Origin of the sequence: Streptomyces sp. CB02400 (genome assembly GCF_001905725.1) — a bacterium.
In the GTDB taxonomy this organism is placed as follows: domain Bacteria; phylum Actinomycetota; class Actinomycetes; order Streptomycetales; family Streptomycetaceae; genus Streptomyces; species Streptomyces atrovirens.
The window spans coordinates 59,282-83,029 of record NZ_LIWB01000013.1; the positions used below are offsets into that span (position 1 = coordinate 59,282).

Genomic DNA, 23,748 nt, shown 5'->3' on the forward strand with positions numbered 1-23,748 from the left:
TATCTCGTACATAGCGGCGTACGCTCCCCTACCTCTTCAGGAGGCGCGCATGTCGCGCAGGAGAACCCTCGGCCCGAAGAAGAAGCTCGCGCTGCTGGTCAGCGCCGCGACGGTGGCGGGAGGCGGGGCCTTCGTCATGGCGAACACGTCGAACGCGGCGCCGCCGCCGGCCACCAAGTCGGCGGCGGACTCGACCGTCTGCCAGGGCCTCGCCACCGCGCTCGGCAACAACCAGAGGTTCATCGAGGGCCAACGGGCCGCCCCGGACGCGCAGTCCGAGGCGCGGATCGCCAACCGCGAGGCGGTCATCGCCCAGATCCAGCGCCAGCAGGAGGCGTCCGGGTGCACGGTGGGGGAGTCGGCTCAGGACTCCCAGGCCGCGCAGCCGCAGCAGCCCGCCCCCTCGCAGCCCGCGGCGGAGGAGGAGGGCGCGCAGGCCTCCGGTGAGCAGGTGTGCGACGGGTCGACCGTCACCCTCTCCGGCGAGGACGGCGCCCCGGCCGCGTCCAGCAACCAGTTCCCGGCCGGCACGAAGCTGAAGGTCACCAACCTGGACAACGACAAGTCCACGACGGTGGAGGTCACCTCGGTCTCCGGCAGTTGCGTGCTGCTCAACAACGCGGCCTTCGAGCAGGTCCGGGAGGCCGGCAAGTTCCTGATCCGCCGCGCGGTGATCGAGAAGGTGGGGTGAGGTCCGGGTTCGTCGCGGATTCCCAGGGCCCGCCGCTCCCCTCACCGGGGCGGCGGGCCCGTCCGCGTCCCCCGCGACCATGCACGCGTGCTCACACGGTGAGGTGGGACACGGCGGTGTCAGGTAACACGGGGTTCACATTCGGGCAATGGCCGGGAAATCGCCTGTTGACAGGCTGCGGGCATCGACGGCGGCGCCCCAGTGCCGCAGCGCCGCAGCACCCGCACAAGCGCCCAGACCCACCCCCGAAGGATGTGGACCGTGAGCTTCAAGGCCGAGTACATCTGGATCGACGGCACCGAGCCGACCGCCAAGCTGCGTTCCAAGACGAAGATCCTGGCCGACGACGCCAAGGGCGCGGAGCTGCCGATCTGGGGCTTCGACGGCTCCTCCACCAACCAGGCCAAGGGCCACGCCTCCGACTGCGTCCTCAAGCCGGTCTTCGTCTGCCCGGACCCCATCCGCGGCGGCGACGACGTCCTGGTGCTGTGCGAGGTCCTCAACACGGACATGACGCCGCACGAGACCAACACCCGTGCCGCGCTGGCCGAGGTCGCCGGGAAGTTCACCGCGCAGGAGCCGATCTTCGGCATCGAGCAGGAGTACACCTTCTTCAAGGGCGCCCGCCCGCTCGGCTTCCCCGAGGGCGGCTTCCCGGCCGCGCAGGGCGGCTACTACTGCGGTGTCGGCTCGGACGAGATCTTCGGCCGTGACGTCGTCGAGGCGCACCTGGAGAACTGCCTGAAGGCGGGCCTGGGCATCTCCGGCATCAACGCCGAGGTCATGCCCGGCCAGTGGGAGTTCCAGGTCGGCCCGCTGGCCCCGCTGGAGGTCTCCGACCAGCTCTGGGTGGCCCGCTGGCTGCTCTACCGCACCGCCGAGGACTTCGAGGTCTCCGCCACCCTCGACCCCAAGCCGGTCAAGGGCGACTGGAACGGCGCGGGCGCGCACACCAACTTCTCCACCAAGGCGATGCGCGAGGGCTACGACGCGATCATCACCGCGTGCGAATCGCTCGGTGAGGGCTCCAAGCCGCTGGACCACGTCAAGAACTACGGCGCCGGCATCGACGACCGTCTCACCGGTCTGCACGAGACCGCCCCGTGGAACGAGTACTCCTACGGCGTCTCCAACCGCGGCGCCTCGGTCCGCATCCCGTGGCAGGTCGAGAAGGACGGCAAGGGCTACATCGAGGACCGCCGTCCGAACGCCAACGTCGACCCGTACGTGGTGACCCGCCTGCTGGTCGACACGTGCTGCACCGCGCTGGAGAAGGCCGGCCAGGTCTGATCCGTACGCGGTACCGCAGTCGTCGCGAGGGGCGTCCACCGATCGGGGTGGGCGCCCCTCCGCGTTGTCCGAGCGGTGGAAGGGGGCTCCTGCGGACCCCGCGTGTCTGCTTCAATGGACGCATGGCCGGCTTCCGTAAGTACGACGCGACGGGTCGCCGTGACCTGGAACCGTTCTGGCCTTCCCGTCAGCACCACGACTTCGACCGGGTGTGTTGTCGCGCGACGAACGCGCCGGCCCTCTGACGCCCGGATCCTCTCCCGGCCTTCGGCCGCCGCGCACCGCGTACGTCCTCGACGAACCCCTTCGCGCGAAAGAGCTGACGTCTCATGGCGACCCCCCGTTCCCTGTCCCCCGTCCCCCCTTCCGCTCACCCCCGGCTGCGTGCCGTGGACCGGGACGAGGTGGTGACCGTGGCGGATCTGCTGCCGCCGGGCGCCACCTGGCTGCCCGCGCCGCAGAACGCCCTGCCCGTCCTGCCCGGCCGCCCCCCGATGGTCGGCTACCTGGTGCTGGTCCCCGCCGACCAGCGGCCGCCCTTCCCGGCCGGCTCCCCCGGCCCCGAGACCGCCGACGACCCGCTGATCCGGGTCGACCCCGCACAGCGCACCGCCCACGTCGACGGACGGCAACTCGACCTCACCTACCTGGAGTTCGAACTGCTCGCCCATCTCGTGGCGCACCCGAACCGGGTGCACACCCGGGACCACCTGGTCGGCACGGTGTGGGGCTACGGCCATGTCGGCGACGGCCGTACCGTCGACGTCCACATCGCCCGGCTGCGCCGCAAACTGGGCCCCGGACACCGGGACACGATCCGCACCGTACGCCGGGTCGGCTACAAGTACGTGCCGCCGACCGGGCGCTGAATCCCGTACGACCGGTCTGCCGACAGCAGATTCCCGTTCCCCCGTGCCGCCCGGCCGGGCAGAGTCACCGGTATGAGACTTCTGATGCTGGGTGGTACGGAGTTCGCGGGCCGGGCCGTCGTCGAGGCGGCCCTCGGGCGGGGCTGGGAGGTGACCGTCTTCCACCGGGGGCGGCACGAGGCCCCGCAGGGCGCGCGGACGCTGCTGGGCGACCGCACCGCGCTCGACGGTCTGGCCGCGCTCGACGAGGACCCCGGCGAGTGGGACGTCGTCGTCGACACCTGGTCGGCCGCACCCCGCGCGGTGCGGGACGCGGCGCGGCTGCTGCGGGGCCGCGCCGGACGGTACGTGTACGTGTCGAGCTGCTCGGTGTACGACTGGGCCCCGCCCGCCGGATACACCGAGCAGGCACCCGTGGTGGAGGGCGCCTCCGCCGACGCCGGTCCCACGGACTACGCGCGGGACAAGCTGGGCGGTGAGCTGGCCGCCGTGGACGCCTTCGGCGCGGACCGGTCGCTGCTGGTGCGGGCGGGGCTGATCCTCGGGCCGTACGAGAACGTGGGCCGGCTGCCCTGGTGGCTGAACCGGACGGCGCGCGGCGGGCCGGTCCTCGCGCCGGGCCCGCGTGACCTGCCGCTCCAGTACGTCGACGTCCGCGACCTCGCGGAGTGGATCCTCGGGGCGGCGGAGCGGGAGCTGAGCGGCCCGTACAACCTGATGTCGCCGCAGGGGCACAGCACGATGGGCGAGTTGCTCGAAGCCTGTGTCCGGGTGACCGGCGGCCCGGCCGAGCTGCGCTGGACCGCGCCGGAGGTGATCCTCGAAGCGGGGATCGAGCCGTGGACGCAGTTGCCGGTGTGGGTGCCGCCGGGCAGCGACCTGCACGACGCGCTGCACTCGGCGGACGTCTCCCCGGCGGTCGCGACGGGACTGCGCTGCCGCCCGGTCGCCGAGACCGTGGCCGACACCTGGGCCTGGCTGCGGGACATCGGCGGCACCGCGCCCCAGCGCCCGGACCGGACCGAGAAGGGGCTCGATCCGGAGGTGGAGGCGAAGGTGCTGGGGTCCGCCGGAGGGGTGTAGGTAACACCACCCCCGGGCCGGGTGTCCGGCCCAGTGCCCCGCCGGTCCCGTCCGGCCAGACTTGTGCCATGACCACCGATACGAAGAACGGCCAGGGGCGGACCGGGGGGCGGGGCATCGCGCCCGCCGCGATACGAGGGCTGGCGCTCGCCCTGGTGGCGCTGCCGGGGGCGGTGCTGTGCTTCGTGCTGTCCGTGGTGTCCATCGCGCTGATCCCGATCGGCGTCGGCATCGTCACCACCCCGTACGTGCTGAAGGGGGTGCGGACGTTCGCGAACTGGCGGCGGGTGCTGGCGGCCGAGTGGGGCGGGGTGCGGATCCCGCCGTCGTACCGGCCGATACCCGAGGACGCCAACCCGTGGGGGCGGACGTTCGGGATGCTGGGCGACCCGGCGACCTGGCGGGACCTGCGGTGGCTGCCGGTCGACATGACCGCGGGCTTCGTCACCGCGCTGCTGCCGTTCGTGCTGCTGGTCTACCCGCTGGAGGGGTTCGCGCTGGCGGTCGGGCTGTGGCGGGTGATGCCCGACGGGTACTGGTACGGCTTCGTACGGATCACGGACCAGGCGTCCGCGCTCGGCGCCGGCGTCCTCGCCCTCGCCCTGCTGTTCCTCGCGCACTTCTTCACCCCGCGCCTGCTGCACGTCCACTTCCTGCTCACGCGGGCCGTCCTCGGCTCGGGCCGGGGCGAGCTGACCGAGCGGGTGCGGGTGCTGACCGAGACCCGGCGGGACGCCGTGGACGCCTCCGCCGCCGAGCTGCGGCGCATCGAGCGGGATCTGCACGACGGGGCGCAGGCGCGGCTGGTCGCGATGGGCATGGACCTGGGGACGATCGAGGCGCTGGTCGAGAAGGACCCGGCGAAGGCGCGTGAGCTGCTGGCGCATGCCCGGCAGTCCTCCGCCGAGGCGCTGACCGAGCTGCGGGAGCTGGTGCGCGGCATCCACCCGCCGGTGCTGGCCGAGCGCGGGCTGGGTGACGCGGTGCGGGCGCTGGCGCTGCGGCTGCCGGTGGCCACGGAGGTGAACGTGGAGCTGCCCGGACGGGCCGAGGCTCCCGTGGAGTCGGCGGCGTACTTCGCGGTGAGCGAGGTGCTCACCAACGCGGTGAAGCACTCCGGGGCGGACCGGATCTGGATCGACCTGCACCACGCCGACGGTCATCTGCGGGTGACGGTCACCGACAACGGGCGGGGCGGCGCGGTGGTCGGGGCCGGGTCGGGACTGACCGGGGTGGAGCGGCGGCTGGGTACATTCGACGGCGTCCTGGCCGTCAGCAGCCCCGCGGGCGGTCCCACCATGGTCACGATGGAGATGCCTTGCGCGTTGTCCTAGCCGAAGACCTGTTCCTGCTGCGCGACGGACTCGTCCGGATGCTCGAAGCGCACGACTTCGAGATCGCGGCGGCCGTGGAGTCCGGGCCCGAGCTGGCGCGGGCGCTGGCCGAGCTGGAGCCCGACGTCGCCGTGGTCGACGTACGGCTGCCGCCGACGCACACCGACGAGGGGCTGCAGTGCGCGCTGGAGGCGCGCCGCAAGCGGCCGGGGCTGCCGGTGCTGGTGCTCTCGCAGCACGTGGAGCAGTTGTACGCGCGGGAGCTGCTGGCGGACGGCAGCGGCGGGGTCGGCTATCTGCTGAAGGACCGGGTGTTCGACGCGGAGCAGTTCGTGGACGCGGTACGACGGGTGGCGCGGGGAGGTACGGCGATGGATCCGCAGGTGATCCAGCAGTTGCTGGCGCGGCAGTCGGGGAACGACCGGCCGCTGGCGCGGCTGACGCCCCGCGAGCTGGAGGTGCTGGAGCTGATGGCGCAGGGGCGGACCAACGCGGCGATCGCGGCCCGGCTGGTGGTGACGGAACGGGCGATCGCGAAGCACACCGCGAACATCTTCGCCAAACTGGGTCTCGAGGTCTCGGACGACGACAACCGGCGCGTGCTGGCGGTTCTCGCGTATCTCGACCACGGCCGGTGAAATGGGACCCGTCGCCCCTTCACCCCGGGTGGGTGATCGACAACTCCTGGTATTCCAGGGCCTGTTGAAACCAGTGTGGCCGTACTGACTTCCCATCGATTTCCGGGACGGGTGAACACCCGTGGGGCGGCTCCCGTACTCAAGGGAGCCGCTTCACTCCTGCCGGGCCGCTCGACGCCCCGCAAAGGTGCCCCCGTAAGGAAGGTCAAGAGGATTTCCATGGGACGCAACACAAGAAAACGCCGTATGCCGCTGGCCACCAAAGTGACAGCCGGGGCGGCGGCCCTGGCGCTCGGTGGGGGCGGGCTGGTCTGGGCCAACTTCTACGCCTCGGCGCACGAGGACGGAGGCCACAACCGAACGAAGTCGAGGGGGGCACGGGTCGCCACGATCAACTGCCCCGACGTCGGCCAGAAGCTGACGAAGGTGCCGAGGAAGGCGCGCAGGGGCGTGGCGAAGGAGCTGGCCCGGCTGGACCGGCAGATCACGGACGCCTACACGCGTCTCGCGGAGACGCGCCAGGCCCAGGCGGGTGACGAGAGCTACGTCGACAACGCCATCCTCGGACCGCTGAAGTCCAAGCGGACGGCCACCCTGGACCGGATCGGCATCAACATCAACCGGGCGGGCGGCAAGGCGCCGCGCGACCTCGGCAGGTTCGCCCAGTGCCAGGGTGTTCCGGTCGAACAGCCGGGGAACAACGGCGGCGGCGGTCAGGACCAGGACAACGGCGGTCAGGACCAAGGCGACGGCGGTCAGGACCAGGGTGACGGCGGCCAGGACAACGGTCAGGGCCAGGACAACGGCGGCCAGGCCGGCAACGGCCCCGTGGCGGACGACTTCATCGACATCGAGGACGTCCAGCCGGGCTCCCGCAACCTGCCCAACGGTCTGGCCGCGAACGGCGACGGCGGTTCGACGGGCACCTTCACCACCGACTGCGGCACCAACGAGAACGCGCTGCGCAACTCGGACAACGTGATCGCCGCCCCCGGCGTCAGCAACGGCGCCCAGCACCAGCACGACTACGTCGGCAACCAGGCCAACAACGCCTTCGCGAGCGACGAGGACCTGGCAAACGGCGAGACCACCTGCCGGAACCAGGGCGACAGGTCGACGTACTTCTGGCCGGTGCTGCGGATCCAGGACGGTACGCAGGACATCGACCAGGGCCAGCCGGGCGGCGGTCAGGACGGCAACGTCGGCAAGATCGTCGCGCCCACCGAGGCGGAGCTGAAGTTCGTCGGCAACCGGACGAGCGACGTCGTCGCCATGCCGAGGGCGCTGCGCATCATCACCGGTGACGCCAAGTCCTTCACCAACGGGCTGAACAACGCCAACACCTCCTGGAGCTGCACCGGCTTCGAGGACCGGCAGGTGACGGACAAGTACCCGATCTGCCCCGACGGCAGCGGCGTGGTCCGCACGACCGCCTTCCAGAGCTGCTGGGACGGCCAGAACACCGACAGCGCCAACCACCGTACGCACATGGACTTCGTCGAGGCGGACGGCAGTTGCTCGAACGGCTTCCAGGCCGTCCCCCAGCTCCAGGTCCGCCTGGTGTACGACAACATCCCGGCCCCGCGGATCGAGAACGGGCAGGTCGTGAACCCGTTCGCGCTGGACTCCTTCCCGGAGCAGCTCCACAAGCCGATCACCGACCACAACGACTTCATCAACTTCTTCGACGAGGACCTGATGAACGAGATGGTCGACTGCATCAACAGCGGCCAGGACTGCCAGTAATCCGGTAGCCCGGTGACGGGAGGAGGCCGGCGGTGGGATCTCCCACCGCCGGCCTCCTCGTCCGTCCGGAGCCGGGGGTCAGCCGTGGTGGCCGCCCTGGTTGTGGCTGCCGCCGGGGTTCATGTGCTCGGACCCCTCCTCCATGGTCCCGCCGAGCATGCTCCGCAGCGCCGTCACGGTCCGCTCCTCGCCGACGGCCACCCACTTGCGTCCGACGAGGTAGTAACCGCCGTAGTCCTTGGCGGTGCTGAGCCATTCGGCCTGGCCCCGGTCGGTGGCGAAGGTGGCGAGGACGTACTTCTCGTCGCCCTTCTCGCACAGCGCCTGGCGGATGGTGTCGGCGTCGGTCTGCATGTTCGGCTCGCACTTCGCCTCGGCGGCCAGATGCTCCAGGCTGCCGGTCGCGGTGGGCGGCACCTCGTCCTCGCCGTCTCCGCCGGATCCGCAGGCGGTCAGCGCCAGTGCCGCCGCCGCACCGGCCAGCGCGAGCATCGGTCGGGTCAGCCTCATGTGTTCCTCCGGTCCCTCGCGGGCGACATGCCGCACGGAGCCCCGGCGCGGGGCCCTCGCCCTTCGATACGGCTGTGACGCCCGCGGCGCTCAAATCCCGGTGACCATCCCCCGGTCCGCTCGTTCTGCTGGACGTGCAGCCACAGGATGTCGTCCCGCCCACCCCAGCCTCCTCCGCGGCCGGTCCGGTCGTGGGTGTCGAGCAGGCCGAGGCCGCGCTCGTCGAGCACTATCCGCGGCTCGTCCGGCTCGCCTACCTGGTGCTGCCGTCCGGCAGGGGCCGGAGCAGGCGGGTGCTCACCGCGCACTCCCTGGTCCAGCGGGCACTGCCCCGGGGCCGCACCCCCGCACCGCCGATCCCCGCCCAGCGGACCGGCCGTGACGGCGACCCCGGGTACGCGCTGCTCCGCCTCCAGGTGCTGCGTACGGCGCTGGGGCGCGGGGCGCGGCTGCCGTCGCCGCTTCCGCAGGTGTGGGGGCTGAAGCTGTTCCCGCGCTCGGGCGGCGCCGACGAACTCGCGCTGGACCAGCGGCTGTCCGCGCTGTCCGGCCCGGCCCGCGCCGCCCACGCCCTGCGCGGGCTGGAGCGGCTCCCGGACGGGGACGTGCGCGAGGTGCTCGCGGCGGCGGGCGTCGCCGATGTGGACGCCGCGCTGGAGGAGGCCGACCGGATCCCCGACCCGTACCGGCTGCTCGACTCCCCCGAGTTCGACCCCTGCGCGCTCCAGGCCCGGCCGACGGATCTGCTGCGCCGCCGTCGGCGTCTGAAGGCCGCGCTGGTCGGCGGGGCGGCGCTGGCGGTGTGCGGGACGCTGCTGGGGCTGCCGGGTGACGGCTGGGGTCCGGACGGCGCCGCCGCGCCCCCGTACGCGCGCAACCCGGCCGCGCAGGCCGCGCTGGACCCGGGGAAGCTGACCCGTGTCTCCCCCACCGCGTGGAAGACCTCCGCGCGCACCGACTTCTCCGTGTGGCCGGCGCGCGGCGACCGCACCGGCGACGAGGCCCTGCTGCGCCGCGCCCTCGCCGTCTGGGCGCGGCCCGGGGAGGGCGTCCGGGTGTCGGCGACCCCGGGCACCCCGTCCGGCGGCCCCGCCGGACCGCCCCGGCTGCTGTACGCGGGGACGGTCGACACCGCGCGCGTGGTGGTGCTGTACGACGGTCTGCGCCTCGCCAGGTACGCCGAGCCGGAGGACGGCGCGCAGGGGGCCGTGCTCGACCTCGCCCGTGTCGACGGGGCCGGCCGGGCCGGAGCGGGCGCGGTGGTGCTGAGCCGCGTCGACGGCAACGTCCGTTATCTGCTGGCGCCCTGGGTGCGTGAGGCGGACGAGCGGGACCTGCGCGAGCCCGGCTCGGAGGCGACGGCCCTCGCCTTCACCGACGGCGTGACCTCACCGCTGGCGAGTCCCGCCCTCCGGTCGGGGCCGTGCGCCTCCTGGAACGTGCTGCGGCTGACCGACGGCACCGGCACCCGGCTGGTGACCGACCTCGGCGAACTGGTCCCGGCCCACCTCACCGCCGGGCGTCCCGGCGAGACGCGTGAGGCCTCCGGTGCCGGGGCGCTGCGCACCTGGGCGCCGTACGCCTGCTCGCTGAGCGCGATGCGCTCGGCGGGCGTACGGAGCGTGAACGCCTGGGCGTTCGCCGAGCAGCCGCTGCCCGACGAGAGCGGGGAGGCGGCGTGGGTGTGCACGCGGGCGGAGACCTGGCGGGGCGGCGGGGCGCGGGTGCTGGCGCAGTTCCACACGCCGGGCGGGCGGTTCGGGGCGGTGGCGGCGAAGGCCGAGTCCGCGCCGGCCTGCGGGGAGCGCGAGCCTCGGGTGCTCGCCGGGGTGCTGTGGAAGTCCGAGTCCGGCACCTGGTACCTGCTCGCCGCCGGCAGTCGCGACCTGGCGTCCGTCAGGGCGACGGGCGGGGTCGAGGGCTCGGCGCGGGGCCGGCTGCTGGCCGTCCGCGCCGAGAAGGGCGCCCGCGCCGACCTCAAGGGCACGCTCGAGAACGGGCGGTCGATCGACGGATTGCGCTAGCCGGACGAACACCACTGTCTGGTCCGGACCGTTCGAGGCCGGAATCGATCGGTAAGGTGTTCGTATGACTACCGGGGTGCGGCGCAGGATGGGAGTCGAGGAGCGGCGGCAGCAGTTGATCGGCGTGGCCCTCGAACTGTTCAGCCGGCGTTCCCCCGACGAGGTCTCCATCGACGAGATAGCGTCACGGGCGGGCATCTCCCGCCCGCTGGTCTACCACTACTTCCCCGGCAAACTCAGCCTGTACGAGGCCGCGTTGAGGCGTGCGGCGGAGGACCTGGCGTCCCGGTTCGTGGAGCCGCACGAGGGTCCGCTGGGGTCGCGGCTGCGGCGGGTGATGGCCCGCTTCTTCGACTTCGTCGACGAGCACGGGCCCGGTTTCGCCGCCCTGATGCGCGGCGGTCCGGCGGTCGGCTCCTCGGCCACGAACGCGCTGATCGACTCCGTACGGCAGGCCGCGTATGACCAGATGCTGTCGCACATGGGCGTGGTGGGCCCGGCGCCGGTGCGGCTGGAACTGGTCGTACGGTCCTGGATCTCGCTCGTCGAGTCGACGGCGCTGATCTGGCTGGACGGGCGGCGCATCCCACGCGCCGAGCTGGAGGCGCAGCTTGTGCAGGACTTCGCCGCGCTCGCCGCCGTGGCCGCCGCCCGCGACGAGGAACTGGCCGCGCTGCTGCGCGACCTGCTCAAGAACGAGCCGGGTGACGGGCCGTTCACCGACCTCGCCACCCGGCTTATCTCGCTGGCCGCTTCCTAGGGCCCTACTCCTCGAACTTCCGGTACGAGGCGTCGAGGTCGCGCACCTCGGCGGAGGCGTGCAGCCGCACGCCCTCGGCCGGCTTGACGTACTGCCGCAGCAGTTCCAGGACGGTCTCGGTGAGGCGGGCCTTGGTCTCGTCGCTGCGGCCGGGCAGCATGGCGATGTGGACGTGCACGAGGGCGTGCCCGTCGGTGTCGGGGCCGACCACGACGTCCTCGGTCCGCCGGAACCGGGTCTTGCACGCCGGCTGCTTGGCGGCCGCGATCTCCACCACGGCGGTGTGCAGGTCCCGCGCGAAGGCGGGCCGGTCGAAACCGTCCGCCAGTCGCTCGGAGTAGTCGACGGTGATCTGCGGCATGAGCCCTCCTGATCCGGGTCGGGAGGGCTCACACTAGCCGCAGCTCCTCACGGGGTCAGCCGGCGGTGGTGAACACCGCGACCGTGCGCGCCGGGACGGTGAACGTGCCGGACCCCTTCGCGTACGACGAGGTCTTCACGACCGCGTCCCCGCCCGCCGCCTGCACCGGGTGCAGGCGGTAGCCCGTCCCGGCGAGCGCGGCGACCCGCTGCTCCTGCCGCTCCGGCGTGGCGTTGAAGACGACGACCAGGTCACCGAGGGTCATCGTGATCACGCCGGGCGTCTCGTCCTTCCCCGACAGCGGGAAGGAGAGCCGGGACTGCACCTGCGCGGCCGTGTCGAGGGAGAAGGTCTTCTCCGTCGTACGGATTTCCAGCAGGTCCTGGTACGCGGCCGAGGTGCCCTCGATCTGCGGGCAGCCGACCTTCACCGCGCCGAGCAGGGGCTTGGCGTAGGACCACTTGGCCTCGTTGTCGGCGGCCGGCGGCAGCCCCCGGCCGAAGCCGTTGCCGTCCGCGCAGTTCCAGTGGATGGCGTTGAACCAGTCGCCGCTGTCGTAGGAGTTGCGGTCCAGGGACTTGGAGCGCAGCAGGTCGGTGCCCGCCTGGGAGAGGGCCGGGCCCTGCGAGAGGGTGGCCGTCGCCATGGCGAGGACCTGCATACGGGCCCGGTCGTCGGCGGACGTGTCCTTCGGCAGCTTGAAGGCGAGCGCGTCGAACAGCGACTCGTTGTCGTGCGCGTCCGCGTAGGCGAGGGCGTCGCCGGGCGCGGCCGCGTATCCGGCGGGGGCGCCGTTGTAGTCGACCTGGGAGCCCTTGACCTCCTTGCCGCTGGTGTCGGTGAACGTGTAGTCGGCGAGGTTGCCGCTCAGGCCCACCTTGATCAGGTCCTGGTAGTGCAGCAGGCGGGCCTTCTGCTCGGCCTCGGTGCCGTTGCTCTCGGAGGAGTTGGGGTCGGTGTAGAGACCGGAGGCGAAGCCCTGCACGCCGGGGTCCTCGTCGAAGGGGCCGCCGCCGCGCACGGCGTCACGGGCCCGGTCGGAGAAGGTGGCGATGCCGGTGCCGGCCATGTTCTTCTGCGTGGCCTGCTCGAAGCGGGCGTCGTCGGCGATCTCGCCGAAGTTCCAGCCCTCGCCGTACAGGATGATCTTCTTGCCGTCGACGCCGTCCTCGGCGAGGGTCAGCTCGTCCAGCGCCTTCCTGACCGCGAGGATGTTGGCCTTCGGGTGGTGGCCCATGAGGTCGAAGCGGAACCCGTCGACCTTGTACTCCTTCGCCCAGGTGACTACCGAGTCGACGACGAGCTTGCCCATCATGGCGTTCTCGGTGGCCGTGTTGGCGCAGCAGGTGCTGTTGGCGACCGAGCCGTCGGCCAGCAGCCGCTGGTAGTAGCCGGGCACGATCCGGTCAAGGACGGAGGTCTCGGCCTGGCCGCTCGCGGCGGTGTGGTTGTAGACCACGTCCATCACGACCCGCAGGCCGTCCTCGTTGAGCGCCTTGACCATCTTCCGGAACTCGACGGTGCGCTCGGTGCCGTCCGGGTCGGTGGCGTAGGAGCCCTCGGGAACCGTGTAGTGGTACGGGTCGTAGCCCCAGTTGTAGGCGTCCTCGGCGGCGGCCTTCGCCACGCACTCCTGCTGCTTGCCGGAGTCGGCCGGGTAGGAGGCGAGGTCGCAGTCGACGGTCGCCTGGTCGGACTTCTCCTCGGGGATGGTGGCGATGTCGAACGCGGGCAGCAGGTGCACGTACGAGGTGCCGGCCTCGGCCAGCTCACGCAGGTGCTCGCTGCCGTCGCTGTCCTTGTCGGTGAAGGCCAGGTAGGTGCCGGGGTTCTCCGCCGTGCGGTCCGCCACGGAGAAGTCGCGGATGTGCAGCTCCTGGATCTGGGCGTCCTTCAGCGGCACGGCCTTCGGCTTGTCGTACGTCGACCACTCACGCGGCTTCAGGGACCGGTCGGCCAGGTCGACGACGAGGCTGCGCTCGGAGTCCGTCGTCAGGGCGACCGAGTAGGGGTCGGTGACCTTGTTGGTGACGATCTCGCGGGCGCTGGGCGCCCACACCTTCACCTTGTACCGGTACTCCTCGCCCTCCCAGGAGCGGGGGCCGGTGACGGACCAGACGCCGGTGCCGGAGTCGCGGCGCATCCGGACGGTGCGGTCGCCGATCTCCAAGGAGACGTCCTGCGCGGTCGGCGCCCACACGGAGAGGGTGGGACGGCCGTGGCGGAACACCGGGCCGAGCTTCGCCTTCGTGGCGCCGTCCGCGTAGAGGTCGTCGAGCACACCCGCGATCTGCACGCCGGTCGCCGCGAGCACGGCGCCGTTGGCGGCGTGCTGGGAGGCGACGACCTGGCCGCGCAGGGCCTCGCGCACCCGGTCCCGGTCACGCGGGTCGACGGACCAGGCGGTGCCGTCCTTCAGGTGCGGGAACCTCGCCTTCTGGGCGTCGGTGAGCGTCGCGCTCGTCAGCCGGATCCAGCGCGCGTCCTCGCTGGTCAGCGCACCGTCCTGCACCTTGATGGAACCGGTGCGGGAGGCGAGGAGCTGAGTGGAGGCGGCGGCCTCCGAACCGTCCCAGACGACGGTGTCCCGGTCGATCCAGACCGCCTTGGAGGTGGCCGGGTCGAGTGCCGCCGCCGAGCCGGCCGGCTGCGGCAGCAGGTACTTCTCCTGGCCGTTCAACAGCCACACCTCGTGGCCGTCGGCCTTGAGGTCCAGCGACTGGTCGGTGGGCAGGTCCTTCTCGTCGCCCTTGTGGAGGATGTAGCTGAGGCTGGTGGCACCCTCGGCGAGCGGCACCTCGAAGACAGCGCCATAGGCATCAGTCTTCACCGGCTCCAGGGGGTTCGACCAGTCGGTGGGGTTCGCGGCACCGGTCCAGGTGTGCAGGCCCCAGCCGTCGTAGTTCCCGTCGGCGCGCTTGTAGTGCAGCACGGCCTTGGTGGTGTCCTGGGCCGGGTGGTCGGGCCGTTCGGTGGTGACGGGTTCCTTGCCCTGCTCGATCCAGATCTCGCCGTGCTGGGTGACGTCGATGGTGCGGTCGGTGGCGACGTCCTTGTTGCCGTCCTTGTCGATGACGAGGAAGCCGACGTCGGACGCGCCGGGCTTGAGCTTGACGTAGGCGAAGGCGCCGTAGGCGTCACGGCCGGTGAAGGGGTGGCTGTTCGGCCACTCGGTGGCCTCGCCGTCCGCCAGGTCGCCCCAGGCGTACAGGCCCCAGTCGTCGTAGTCGCCGTCGGCGCGCTTGTAGTGGACGATCGCGTAGTCGCGGGAGGCGGCGGTGGGCGGCTCCTCGACGGGCGGGGTGCCCGTGGTGGAGGCGGCCAGGGCGCTCGCGGTACGCCCTGCCGAGTCGATCACGACCGCCTTGTAGCGCAGGGCGGTGCCGGCGGGGACGTCCTCGCCGATGGTGTGGGTGACCTTGTAGGGGGCGTGGTCGGCGGAGCCGAGGGTCCGCCACTTTCCGTTGCCGGTCTGGGCGGCGAAGACGACCCGGTTGAGCTGTCCGCCCTCGACGTCGGCGGTGACCTCGACGGTGCCGGTGGCGCCCGCCTCGGGGGCCTTGAGGGTGACCGTGGGCTTGGCGACGGGCCTGGCGAGCGGGCCGGACGCCTTGAGGACGATCGCCGAGCCGGCCGGGACGGTGACGGTGATCTTCTTGTCGGCGTCGCTGGTGACGGTGGCGTCGGTGCCGTGGAGGCCCTTGAACGTCATCCGGGCGGAGCCGGTCGCGAAGGTGGCCTTCTGGGCCTCACCGGAGTTGTTGAAGGCGACGACGTACTCGGTCGTGTCCTTGCCCGTACCGGTGCGGGAGAAGGCGTAGACGCCCGCGCCGTCGGCCGCGTACCGCTCCTGCTGGATGCCGTCGGTGAGGGCCGGGTGGGCCTTGCGGAGCTTGGCGAGAGCACTGATCTGCCGGTAGAGCGGTGCTCGCGTGTCGTAGGTGTCCTCGGCGTGGGTGCGGTCGCTGCCGATCAGGTCGTCGTCGAGGTAGTCGGCCGTACGCGAGGCGAACAGGGTCTGACGGGCGTCCTTGTCACCGCCGGCGCCGGTGAAGCCCTGCTCGTCGCCGTAGTAGACGACCGGGTTGCCGCGGCTGAGGAACATCAGCTCGTTGGCGAGCATGTCCTTCTTCAGCAGCTCGGCGTCGGACGCCTCCGGGTTGTCCTGCGTCAGGAACGTCCCGAAGCGGCCCATGTCGTGGTTGCCGAGGAAGGTGACCTGCTCGTAGGCGTTGGCCTTGTCGGTGGCGTACTTGTAGTCGTCGCCGAAGACCGAGGCGAGCTTCTTCGCGCTGCCGCCCTGCGAGGCGTACTGCCGCGCCGCCTCCTGGAACGGGAAGTCGAGCGTGGCGTCCAGGCGGCCCTGGGTGACGTACGGGGCGGTGACGTCCGTGTCGGCGGAGTACACCTCGCCGAACATGAAGAAGTCGTCCCGGCCCTTCTTGGCCGCGTAGGCGTCCAGGGCGGTGGCCCACTGGGTCCAGAACTCCATGTTGACGTGCTTCACGGTGTCGATCCGGAAGCCGTCGATGTCGAAGTCCCTGACCCACCGCTGGTAGATCTTCTCCATGCCGTCGACGACCTCGGGACGCTCGGTCCACAGGTCGTCGAGGCCGGAGAAGTCGCCGTACTCGCTGGACTCGCCGGCGAAGGTGGAGTCGCCCCGGTTGTGGTACATGTCGGGGTCGTTGAGCCAGGACGGGACCTTGAGGCGCTTCTTCGCGTCGGGCACGACCGGGGTGCGCGGGAAGGAACCGGTGTCGACGCGCGGGAACTTCCGGGAGCCGTCGGCGTAGTCGGCGTCGTCGAAGGGCTCGCCGTCCTTCGTCAGGTACGGGAAGGCGCCCTTGGACAGGTAGCCGTAGGACTTCTCCTCGTAGTCGACGACGTCGGCGGTGTGGTTGGTGATGACGTCGAAGAAGACCTTCATGCCCTTGTCGTGGGCCTTGTCGATGAGGGTCTCGAGGTCCTCGTTGGTGCCGAAGTGCGGGTCGACCTGGGTGAAGTCGGTGATCCAGTAACCGTGGTAGCCGGCGGAGGCGTCCTTGCCGGTCCCCTGCACGGGCTGGTTCTTGAAGATGGGCGCCATCCAGATGGCGGTGGTGCCGAGCCCCTTGATGTAGTCGAGCCTCTTCGTGAGGCCCTTGAGGTCACCGCCCTGGTAGAAGCCCTTGTCGGTGGGGTCGTACCCGGTGCTGAGGCGGGAGCCGGTCAGTCCGCCGCGGTCGTTCTTCGCGTCGCCGTTGGCGAAACGGTCCGGCAGGACGAAGTAGAACTGCTCGCGGGTCAGGTCGTGCCGCGCGGGCGACTTGGCGAGCTTCGCGTCCGAGGGCGGCGCGGGCGGGGTCGCGGCACTGGCGGCGACCGGCTGCACCAGGGCGGCGGCGAGCGCGGCCACGGTGACGGCGGCGACGCGTCTGCCGCGCGCGGTGCTGCGCCCCGGGGGCGCGGGCCATCTGGGTATCAAGGCGAGAACTCCTTGCGCTTACGGCTCATTTCGGGTCCGACCCCATACGCCGCGGCACGGCCTGTTTCGGCCACGTCACCGGAGCGTCGGCGTGACCGTATCGCCGTTGAAAGCTTTACAGCAAGGGTTGTGAAAGTAACGGTAAGGACTTGCACACGGACGCGGGCCGTGCCGCCGCCCCGTGAACGGCGGCGCGGCCCGCGCGCATTCAGCAGGACGACTTGCCGGCGTACACCGCGAGGGCCGTGTCGGAGCCCAGGGTGGCGGTGAGCTGTCCGGAACCGTTCACCGTCACCGTGGTGTCGTTCTGGACGTTGCAGTACGTCCCTGCGGGGAGGGAGGTCTGGTAGGTGCGGGTCAGGGAGCCGGACTCGTGGTTGATGGCCACGAAGCCCTTGCCGCCCCGGCCGAAGGCGATCGCGTCGCCGCCGTTGTCCCACCAGTCGGTGACCGACTGGCCCCGGGTCGCGTTGCGGAAGGCGACCATGGACTTGATCTCCGGCCAGGCGTGCTGGCACTTCCAGCCGCTCTGCCAGCAGGCGTCGACCCGGCCGCCGTTCGGCGGTCCGGCGTCGTGGTCGGAGAACTCGTACCCGGAGTTGACGTCCGGGGCGCCGTAGGGCCAGGCCAGCATGAAGACGTTGGCCAGGGTGTAGTCGGCGCCGTCCTTGTGGTTGAGGGTGGCGCCGTTGCGCTCGGTGTCGTGGTTGTCGACGAAGACACCGGAGACGGAGCCGTTCATGTAGCCCCAGCCCTCGCCGTAGTTCTTCAGGTAGGCGAGGTTCTCGTTGTTGAAGACCCGCTTGAGGTCGTAGGCGTACCGGAACTCCTGGACGTCCCCGTTGCCCGTGTACTCGGTGGGCTGGACGGCCTCGCCGGCACCGTGGATGACCTCCTGCTTCCAGTACGCGGAAGGGTTGGTCAGCCGGGACTTGATGTTGGCCAGGTCGGCGGCCGGCATGTGCTTGGCGGCGTCGATGCGGAAACCGTCCACGCCGAGGGAGAGCAGGTCGTTCATGTACCCGGCGATGGCGCCGCGGACGTAGTCCTCACCCGTGTCCAGATCGGCGAGGCCGACCAGTTCGCAGTTCTGGACGTTCCCGCGGTCACCGTAGTTGCTGATCTGCGAGGTGCAGTTGTCGAAGTCGTACGAGGAGTACAGACCGGGATAGTCGTACTTCGTGTACGACGATCCGCCGGTGCCGGTGCCGCTGCCCGCGGACATGTGGTTGACGACCGTGTCGGCGACGACCTTCACGCCGGCCGCGTGACACGTGTCGACCATGTTCTTGAACGCGGCGCGGTCGCCGAGCCGCCCCGCGATCCTGTAGCTCACCGGCTGGTACGACGTCCACCACTGCGAGCCCTGTATGTGCTCGGCGGGCGGGGAGACCTGGACGTATCCGTATCCGGCGGGGCCGAGGGTGTCGGTGCACTCACGGGCGACCGAGGCGAAGTTCCATTCGAACAGGACGGCGGTGACGTCCTTGCCGCCGGGCGGGGACGCCTTCGCACTGGTCGGGGCCATGACAACCGAGGCGGCCGCGAGAGCGGCGACCCCGGCGAGAATCCTGCGTGCCATGTGGGGTTACCTTCTTCATCGAAGGGTGTGGGGATGCCGCCGTGACCGCTTGAATCTTCTTGCAGAAAACCTCAGCAACCTTGCGGCAACGCAGATGTTAGAGGCCCGCCACCCGAAAGGGCAGCGGGCCGTACCGACTTCAATGAAAAAGTCGCGGAGCGGACGAACCTCAGCCCGTGGTCCACCACACGGTGGTGTCGGCGGGCACCTTCGCCTCGCCGGCCGTCCCCTCCACCTCACCGCTGGCGAGCAGGACACGGCCGTACGACGGGGTGGTCACCGACTCCCCCGTGGTGTTGGCGACGCACACGAACTCGCCGCGCCGGAAGGCGAGGACGCCCTCGGGGGCGCGCAGCCACTCCACCGCGTCGCCGGCGCCCAGGTCGGCCTGGTCCCGGCGGACGGCGAGCGCGGAGCGGTACAGCTCCAGGGTCGAGTCGGGCGTGCCGGTCTGCGCCTCGACGCTCAGCTCGCCCCAGCCCGCCGGCTGCGGCAGCCAGCTTCCGCCGTCGCCGAAGCCGTACGAGGAACCCTCGCGGGTCCACGGGATCGGGACGCGACAGCCGTCACGGAAGCCGTCCTGGCCGGCGCCCCGGAAGTACGCCGGGTCCTGGCGCACCTCGTCGGGGAGGTCGACGACGTCCGGCAGGCCCAGCTCCTCGCCCTGGTAGACGTACGCCGAACCGGGCAGCGCCAGCATCAGCAGGGTGGCGGCGCGGGCGCGGCGCAGGCCCAGCTCGCGGTCGCCGGCCAGGCGGATCTGGGTGCCGAGGCCTGCCGGGTTGGCGAAGCGGGTGGCGTGCCGGGTGACGTCGTGGTTGGAGAGGACCCAGGTGGCGGGGGCGCCGACCGGGCGCATGGCGTCCAGGGTGCGGTCGATGACCGTGCGCAGTTCCTCGGCGTCCCAGTGGGTGCCCAGGTACTGGAAGTTGAACGCCTGGTGCAGTTCGTCGGGGCGGACGTAGTTGGCGGTGCGCTCGACGGTCGGGGTCCACGCCTCGGCGACGAAGATGCGCCCGCCCGTCTCCCGCCCCCGCCCTTCCGCGGAAGGCCCTTCGGGCCCCATTGCATCGCTGTACTCGTCGAGGATGAGACGCCACTGGCGGTAGATGTCGTGGACGCCGTCCTGGTCGAAGAACGGCATGACATCGTTGCCCAGCAGCTTGAGCTGCTCGTGGTTTCCAAGGTCGGGCAGGCCCTCGGCCTTCACCATGCCGTGGGCGACGTCGATGCGGAAGCCGTCCACGCCCATGTCCAGCCAGAAGCGGAGGATGGAGCGGAACTCGTCGCCGACGGCCGGGTGCTCCCAGTTGAAGTCGGGCTGCTCGGGGGCGAACAGGTGCAGGTACCACTCGCCGGGCGTGCCGTCGGGCTCGGTGACGCGGGTCCAGGCGGGGCCGCCGAAGATCGACTCCCAGTCGTTGGGCGGCAGCTCGCCGTTCGCGCCCTTGCCGGGGCGGAAGTGGTAGCGGTCGCGCGAGGGCGAGCCGGGGCCCTCGGCGAGGGCGCGCTTGAACCATTCGTGCTGGTCGGAGGAGTGGTTCGGGACCAGGTCGACGATGATCCTGAGGCCGAGGCCGTGGGCGTCCCGGATCAGCGCGTCCGCGTCGAGCAGGGTGCCGAACATGGGGTCGACGGCGCGGTAGTCGGCGACGTCGTAGCCGGCGTCGGCCTGCGGTGAGGCGTAGAAGGGGCTGAGCCACACGGCGTCCACGCCGAGGTCGCGCAGGTACGGCAGGCGGGAGCGGATGCCTTCCAGGTCGCCCATGCCGTCGCCGTTGCTGTCGGCGAAGCTGCGCGGGTACACCTGGTAGATCACCGCGTCCCGCCACCAGTCGCGGCGCCGGGTGACGGTGGCGACGGCCGCGTCGGTGGTGGGGGTCGGGGCCGGGGCGGCGGAGTGCTGCTGGCTCATGTCGTCCTTGATACGAGTGCGGTCGGGAGACGAGTGGGGGTGCGCGGCTGGAGACGAGGCGGCCGCGGTGACGGCGGGGTCGGATGGACACCGCGGCCGCCTACCCGCGCGCGGCGGGCGCGCGCGGGAGTCGTCGGACGAAGGGGGTCAGCCCTTCGTGCCGCCGGCGGTGAGGCCGGTGACCAGGTTCTTCTGCACGAGGTAGAAGAACGCGGAGACCGGTATCGCGATCAGGACCGCGGTGGCGGCCATGAGGTTGCGCTGTGCGTCGTGCTCGCTGACGAAGCTCTGCAGACCGACGGCGAGTGTGTACTTCTCGTCGTCGAGCATGAACGTCGTGGCGAAGGCGACCTCGCCGAACGCGGTGATGAAGCTGTAGAACGCGGCGACCGCCAGCCCGGGCTTGGCGAGCGGCAGGATCAGCCGCGCGAACGTGCCGAAGGGGGTCAGCCCGTCGACGCGTCCCGCCTCGTCGATCTCGAACGGGATGGTGTCGAAGTAGCCCTTCATCAGCCAGGCGCAGTACGGCACCGCCGTCGAGCAGTAGACGAGGATGAGTCCAAGGTAACTGTCGACGAGCTGCAGGTCCGAGAGGATCTGGTACATCGGGACCATCAGGACGGCCACGGGGAACATCTGGGTGAGCAGAAGCACCCACATGAACTTCCTGTAGCCCGGGAAGCGCATGCGGGAGACCGCGTAGCCGGTGGTGGCGGCGACCAGGACACCGATGAACGTGGTGCCGAGCGAGACGATCAGCGAGCTCTTCAGCCAGTCGAAGAAGTTCGTGTTCTGCAGGACGAACGTGTAGTTGTCCAGCGTCATCTTGCCCCAGATGCCGCCGGGGCGCAGATAGTCGTCCTTGTCGGGGCCGAGGGACAGGAAGACCAGCCAGGCGACCGGGAACAGCGCGATCAGGCTGGCCACGGTCAGCACGCCGTGCGTGGTGAGGCGGGCCAGGAGGCCGCTCTCGCCGCGCCGGCGGGACGGGCGGGGCGGGGTCTTCTCGTCGGCAGGCCGGTCCGCCGGAGCAGTGGTGGTGACGGTGGATGTGCTCATGGGGACTCCTGCCTCAGATCGCGAGCTGCTGCTCATTGCGGTTCAGCCAGCGGCGGTAGAAGGAGGTGAAGACGACGAGGATGGCCAGCAGCAGCATGCCGTAGGCCGCGGACTCGGCGAACTCGCGCGGCTGCTGTCCGAAGCCGAGCTGGTAGGCCCAGGTCACGAGGATCTGTGCCTCCGGGGCGGTGTTGCCGAACAGCAGGAAGATGACGGCGAACTGGTTGAAGGTCCAGATGACGCCGAGCAGGACCACGGTGGAGCTGACCGAGCGCAGGCCGGGCAGGGTGACGTGGCGGAAGCGCTGCCAGGCGTTGGCGCCGTCCATCTCGGCCGCCTCGTACAGGCTGGCGTCGATGGACTGCAGGCCGCCGAGCAGGGAGATCATCATGAACGGCACACCGCACCAGGTGTTGACCATGATGGCGGCGAACCGCTGCCAGAAGGTGTCCTCCAGCCACGCCGGGGTGGGCAGGCCGAGGGCGCTCAGGCCGTCGTTGATGATGCCGGCGTCGGCGAGCATGAAGCGCCAGCCGAAGACGGTGACGAAGGTCGGCACGGCCCACGGCAGGATGAGGACCAGCCGGTAGAGGGTGCGGCCGCGCAGCTTCTGGTTGAGCAGCAGGGCGAGGCCGAGGCCGATGCCGTAGTGCAGGGCGACACAGGCGGCCGTCCACACGATCGTCCAGACGAACTTGGACCAGAAGCGGTCGTAGGCCGTCTCGCCCCACAGGATGTCGGCGTAGTTGTCGATGCCGATGAACTTGTAGGTGGCCTCGATCTCGTTGACGCCGATGGTGCGGGCCGAGTTCAGGCTGTCGGCGTCGGTGAGCGTGAGGTAGAGCCCGTATGCCAGGGGGTACAGCACGATGACGCCGAGCACGAGCGCCACCGGCGCGATCATGGCGTAGGCGTACCAGTGCTTCTGGTATCCGCGCTTCAGGCGGCTGACCGGCCCGGGGCGGGGCGCGCGGTCACCGCGGCGCTTGCCGGTCGCGCGGTCGATGGCGACTGTCATGGTTCGGCACCTTCTGGATGGTCAAGGGGTACGGCACACAGGCCGGCGGCCGCCGGACCCTCCCCTCCTGGAAGCGGGTCCGGCGGCCACACGGGCGTTACTTGCTGAAGTCCGGGACCAGCTTGGCGATCGCGGTCTCCGCGTCACCGAGGCCCTTGTCCAGGGACTCCTTGCCGCTCGCGATCTGCGGCAGCTCGTCGTCCAGCGGACCCCACAGGGAGCTGTACTCGGGCAGGGCCGGGCGCGGCTGGGCGGCGGAGAGGACCGTCTGGTAGCCGGCGATGCCCGGGTCGGCCTTGACCTTGTCGGTGTAGGCGTCGTCGCGGGTGGGCAGCGTGGAGTTCTTCAGCGCGATGGTCTCCTGCGCCTTGGCCGAGGTCATGAAGTTGACGAACTTCAGCGCGGCGGCCTGCTTGTCCTTGCTGGAGCCGGCGTAGACGGAGAGGTTGTGGCCGCCGGTCGGGGCGCCCGCCGTGCCGGCGGAGCCGGCCGGGACGGTGACGATGCCGAGGTTGTTCTTGTCCTTGAACGCGGAGCCCTTGTAGAAGTTGGTGATCTCCCACGGGCCCTGGATGATCGAGGCGACCTTGCCGTTGATGAACGCGTCCTGGATGTGCGCGTAGGCGTCGGCGGTGACGTCGGCCTTGTGCAGGCCCTTGCCGTCGAAGAGGTCCAGCCAGGTGCCGTACGCCTTCTCGGCGGCGGGCGACTTGACGGTGACCTTCTTGGCGTCGACGTCGACGGTGTCGGTGCCCTCGCCGTACAGGAACGGCTGGGCGTAGTAGCCGGCGGTGGAGCCCCAGTAGCCGTCGACGCCGGTCTTGTCCTTGATGGTGGCGGCGGCCTTCTTCAGGTCGTCCCAGGTCTTGGGGGCCTCGACGCCGGCCTTCTCGAACAGGGCCTTGTTGTAGACGAAGGCGAGGGTGTCGGTGACCAGCGGGACGCCGTAGGTCTTGCCCTCGTACTTGGCCTGCTCGATCAGGTTGGGCTTGAACTTGTCCTGCTCGGCGAGGGCCTCGGTGCCGTCCAGCGGCAGGAGGAAGCTCTTCTTGGCGAAGGCGGGGGTCCAGCCGACCTCGGCGCGCAGCACGTCGGGGGCGCCCGACGCGCCGGCGGCGGTGTCGAACTTGTTCTGCGCCTGGTCGAAGGGGACGTTGACGTACTCGACCTTGATGTCCTTGTTGGCGGCCTCGAACTCCTCGACCAGGGCCTTGTACGTCGGCGCCTCGTTGGTCGCGTTGGAGGTGTCCCACCAGGTGATGGTGACCGGGCCGCCGGCCGAGTCGCCGCTGTCGCTGTCTCCGCCGCAGGCCGTCGCCGCGAGGGCGAGGGACGCCACCAGCGCGGTGGCCGCTATGCCACGCCGCATGAGGATCTCCTTGAGGGTGAAAGCCCGTGTGG

At 70.9% G+C, this 23,748-nt stretch carries 17 protein-coding genes; 9 read left to right on the forward strand and 8 right to left on the reverse strand.

Features of this window, described 5'->3' with window-relative positions:
• The first annotated feature begins 49 nt into the window (after positions 1-49).
• From AMK33_RS27390 to AMK33_RS27425, 7 genes are all read left to right on the forward strand, one after another.
• Positions 50-691 carry a hypothetical protein gene (locus AMK33_RS27390; RefSeq protein WP_073935638.1) on the forward strand — a complete coding sequence of 214 codons (642 nt, stop codon included), beginning with the start codon at positions 50-52 and terminating at the stop codon, positions 689-691.
• 261 nt (positions 692-952) lie between these two features.
• Complete coding sequence (glnII, locus tag AMK33_RS27395; protein WP_073935639.1) at positions 953-1,981, forward strand: glutamine synthetase; 1,029 nt, start codon at positions 953-955, stop codon at positions 1,979-1,981.
• Between the two features lie 329 nt (positions 1,982-2,310).
• The gene (locus tag AMK33_RS27405) at positions 2,311-2,850 is read left to right on the forward strand and encodes a winged helix-turn-helix domain-containing protein (protein ID WP_073935641.1); all 540 of its coding nucleotides are present in this window, start codon (positions 2,311-2,313) and stop codon (positions 2,848-2,850) included.
• 72 nt (positions 2,851-2,922) lie between these two features.
• Positions 2,923-3,933: an SDR family oxidoreductase gene (locus AMK33_RS27410; protein ID WP_073935642.1), complete on the forward strand. Its 1,011-nt coding sequence runs from the start codon at positions 2,923-2,925 to the stop codon at positions 3,931-3,933.
• A 68-nt stretch (positions 3,934-4,001) separates the two neighbouring features.
• Positions 4,002-5,267 (forward strand): sensor histidine kinase, encoded by a 1,266-nt coding sequence (locus AMK33_RS27415; protein ID WP_073935643.1) that lies wholly within the window; start codon positions 4,002-4,004, stop codon positions 5,265-5,267.
• Positions 5,252-5,905 (forward strand): LuxR C-terminal-related transcriptional regulator, encoded by a 654-nt coding sequence (locus AMK33_RS27420; protein WP_073935644.1) that lies wholly within the window; start codon positions 5,252-5,254, stop codon positions 5,903-5,905. The genes AMK33_RS27415 and AMK33_RS27420 overlap by 16 nt, the downstream gene beginning before the upstream one ends.
• A gap of 219 nt (positions 5,906-6,124) precedes the next feature.
• Complete coding sequence (locus tag AMK33_RS27425; protein ID WP_073935645.1) at positions 6,125-7,651, forward strand: DUF1996 domain-containing protein; 1,527 nt, start codon at positions 6,125-6,127, stop codon at positions 7,649-7,651.
• Positions 7,652-7,729: 78 nt separating this feature from the next.
• On the opposite strand, the gene AMK33_RS27430 is transcribed toward AMK33_RS27425, so the two are convergent.
• Positions 7,730-8,161: a hypothetical protein gene (locus AMK33_RS27430; RefSeq protein WP_073935646.1), complete on the reverse strand. Its 432-nt coding sequence runs from the start codon at positions 8,159-8,161 to the stop codon at positions 7,730-7,732.
• A gap of 134 nt (positions 8,162-8,295) precedes the next feature.
• Between AMK33_RS27430 and AMK33_RS27435 the strand changes: the two genes are divergently transcribed.
• Together AMK33_RS27435 and AMK33_RS27440 are read left to right on the forward strand one after the other, a co-directional pair.
• Positions 8,296-10,185, forward strand: a complete 1,890-nt coding sequence (locus AMK33_RS27435) for a hypothetical protein (protein ID WP_073935647.1) — start codon at positions 8,296-8,298, stop codon at positions 10,183-10,185.
• A 64-nt stretch (positions 10,186-10,249) separates the two neighbouring features.
• Positions 10,250-10,945 carry a TetR/AcrR family transcriptional regulator gene (locus AMK33_RS27440; RefSeq protein ID WP_073935648.1) on the forward strand — a complete coding sequence of 232 codons (696 nt, stop codon included), beginning with the start codon at positions 10,250-10,252 and terminating at the stop codon, positions 10,943-10,945.
• Positions 10,946-10,949: 4 nt separating this feature from the next.
• On the opposite strand, the gene AMK33_RS27445 is transcribed toward AMK33_RS27440, so the two are convergent.
• The 7 genes from AMK33_RS27445 to AMK33_RS27475 form a co-directional block, all read right to left on the reverse strand.
• Positions 10,950-11,306 (reverse strand): 5-carboxymethyl-2-hydroxymuconate Delta-isomerase, encoded by a 357-nt coding sequence (locus AMK33_RS27445; protein ID WP_073935649.1) that lies wholly within the window; start codon positions 11,304-11,306, stop codon positions 10,950-10,952.
• Between the two features lie 55 nt (positions 11,307-11,361).
• Complete coding sequence (gene pulA, locus AMK33_RS27450; RefSeq protein WP_073935650.1) at positions 11,362-16,773, reverse strand: pullulanase-type alpha-1,6-glucosidase; 5,412 nt, start codon at positions 16,771-16,773, stop codon at positions 11,362-11,364.
• Between the two features lie 208 nt (positions 16,774-16,981).
• On the reverse strand, positions 16,982-18,355 hold the full coding sequence (locus AMK33_RS27455; protein ID WP_073935651.1) for an alpha-amylase: 1,374 nt from the start codon (positions 18,353-18,355) through the stop codon (positions 16,982-16,984).
• Between the two features lie 169 nt (positions 18,356-18,524).
• Positions 18,525-20,270, reverse strand: coding sequence for a glycoside hydrolase family 13 protein (locus AMK33_RS27460; protein WP_073935652.1), 1,746 nt, complete (start codon positions 20,268-20,270; stop codon positions 18,525-18,527).
• 147 nt (positions 20,271-20,417) lie between these two features.
• Positions 20,418-21,329: a sugar ABC transporter permease gene (locus AMK33_RS27465; RefSeq protein ID WP_073935653.1), complete on the reverse strand. Its 912-nt coding sequence runs from the start codon at positions 21,327-21,329 to the stop codon at positions 20,418-20,420.
• Between the two features lie 13 nt (positions 21,330-21,342).
• Positions 21,343-22,347 carry a carbohydrate ABC transporter permease gene (locus tag AMK33_RS27470; protein WP_073935654.1) on the reverse strand — a complete coding sequence of 335 codons (1,005 nt, stop codon included), beginning with the start codon at positions 22,345-22,347 and terminating at the stop codon, positions 21,343-21,345.
• 97 nt (positions 22,348-22,444) lie between these two features.
• On the reverse strand, positions 22,445-23,716 hold the full coding sequence (locus AMK33_RS27475) for an extracellular solute-binding protein (protein WP_073935655.1): 1,272 nt from the start codon (positions 23,714-23,716) through the stop codon (positions 22,445-22,447).
• Positions 23,717-23,748 lie beyond the last annotated feature (32 nt).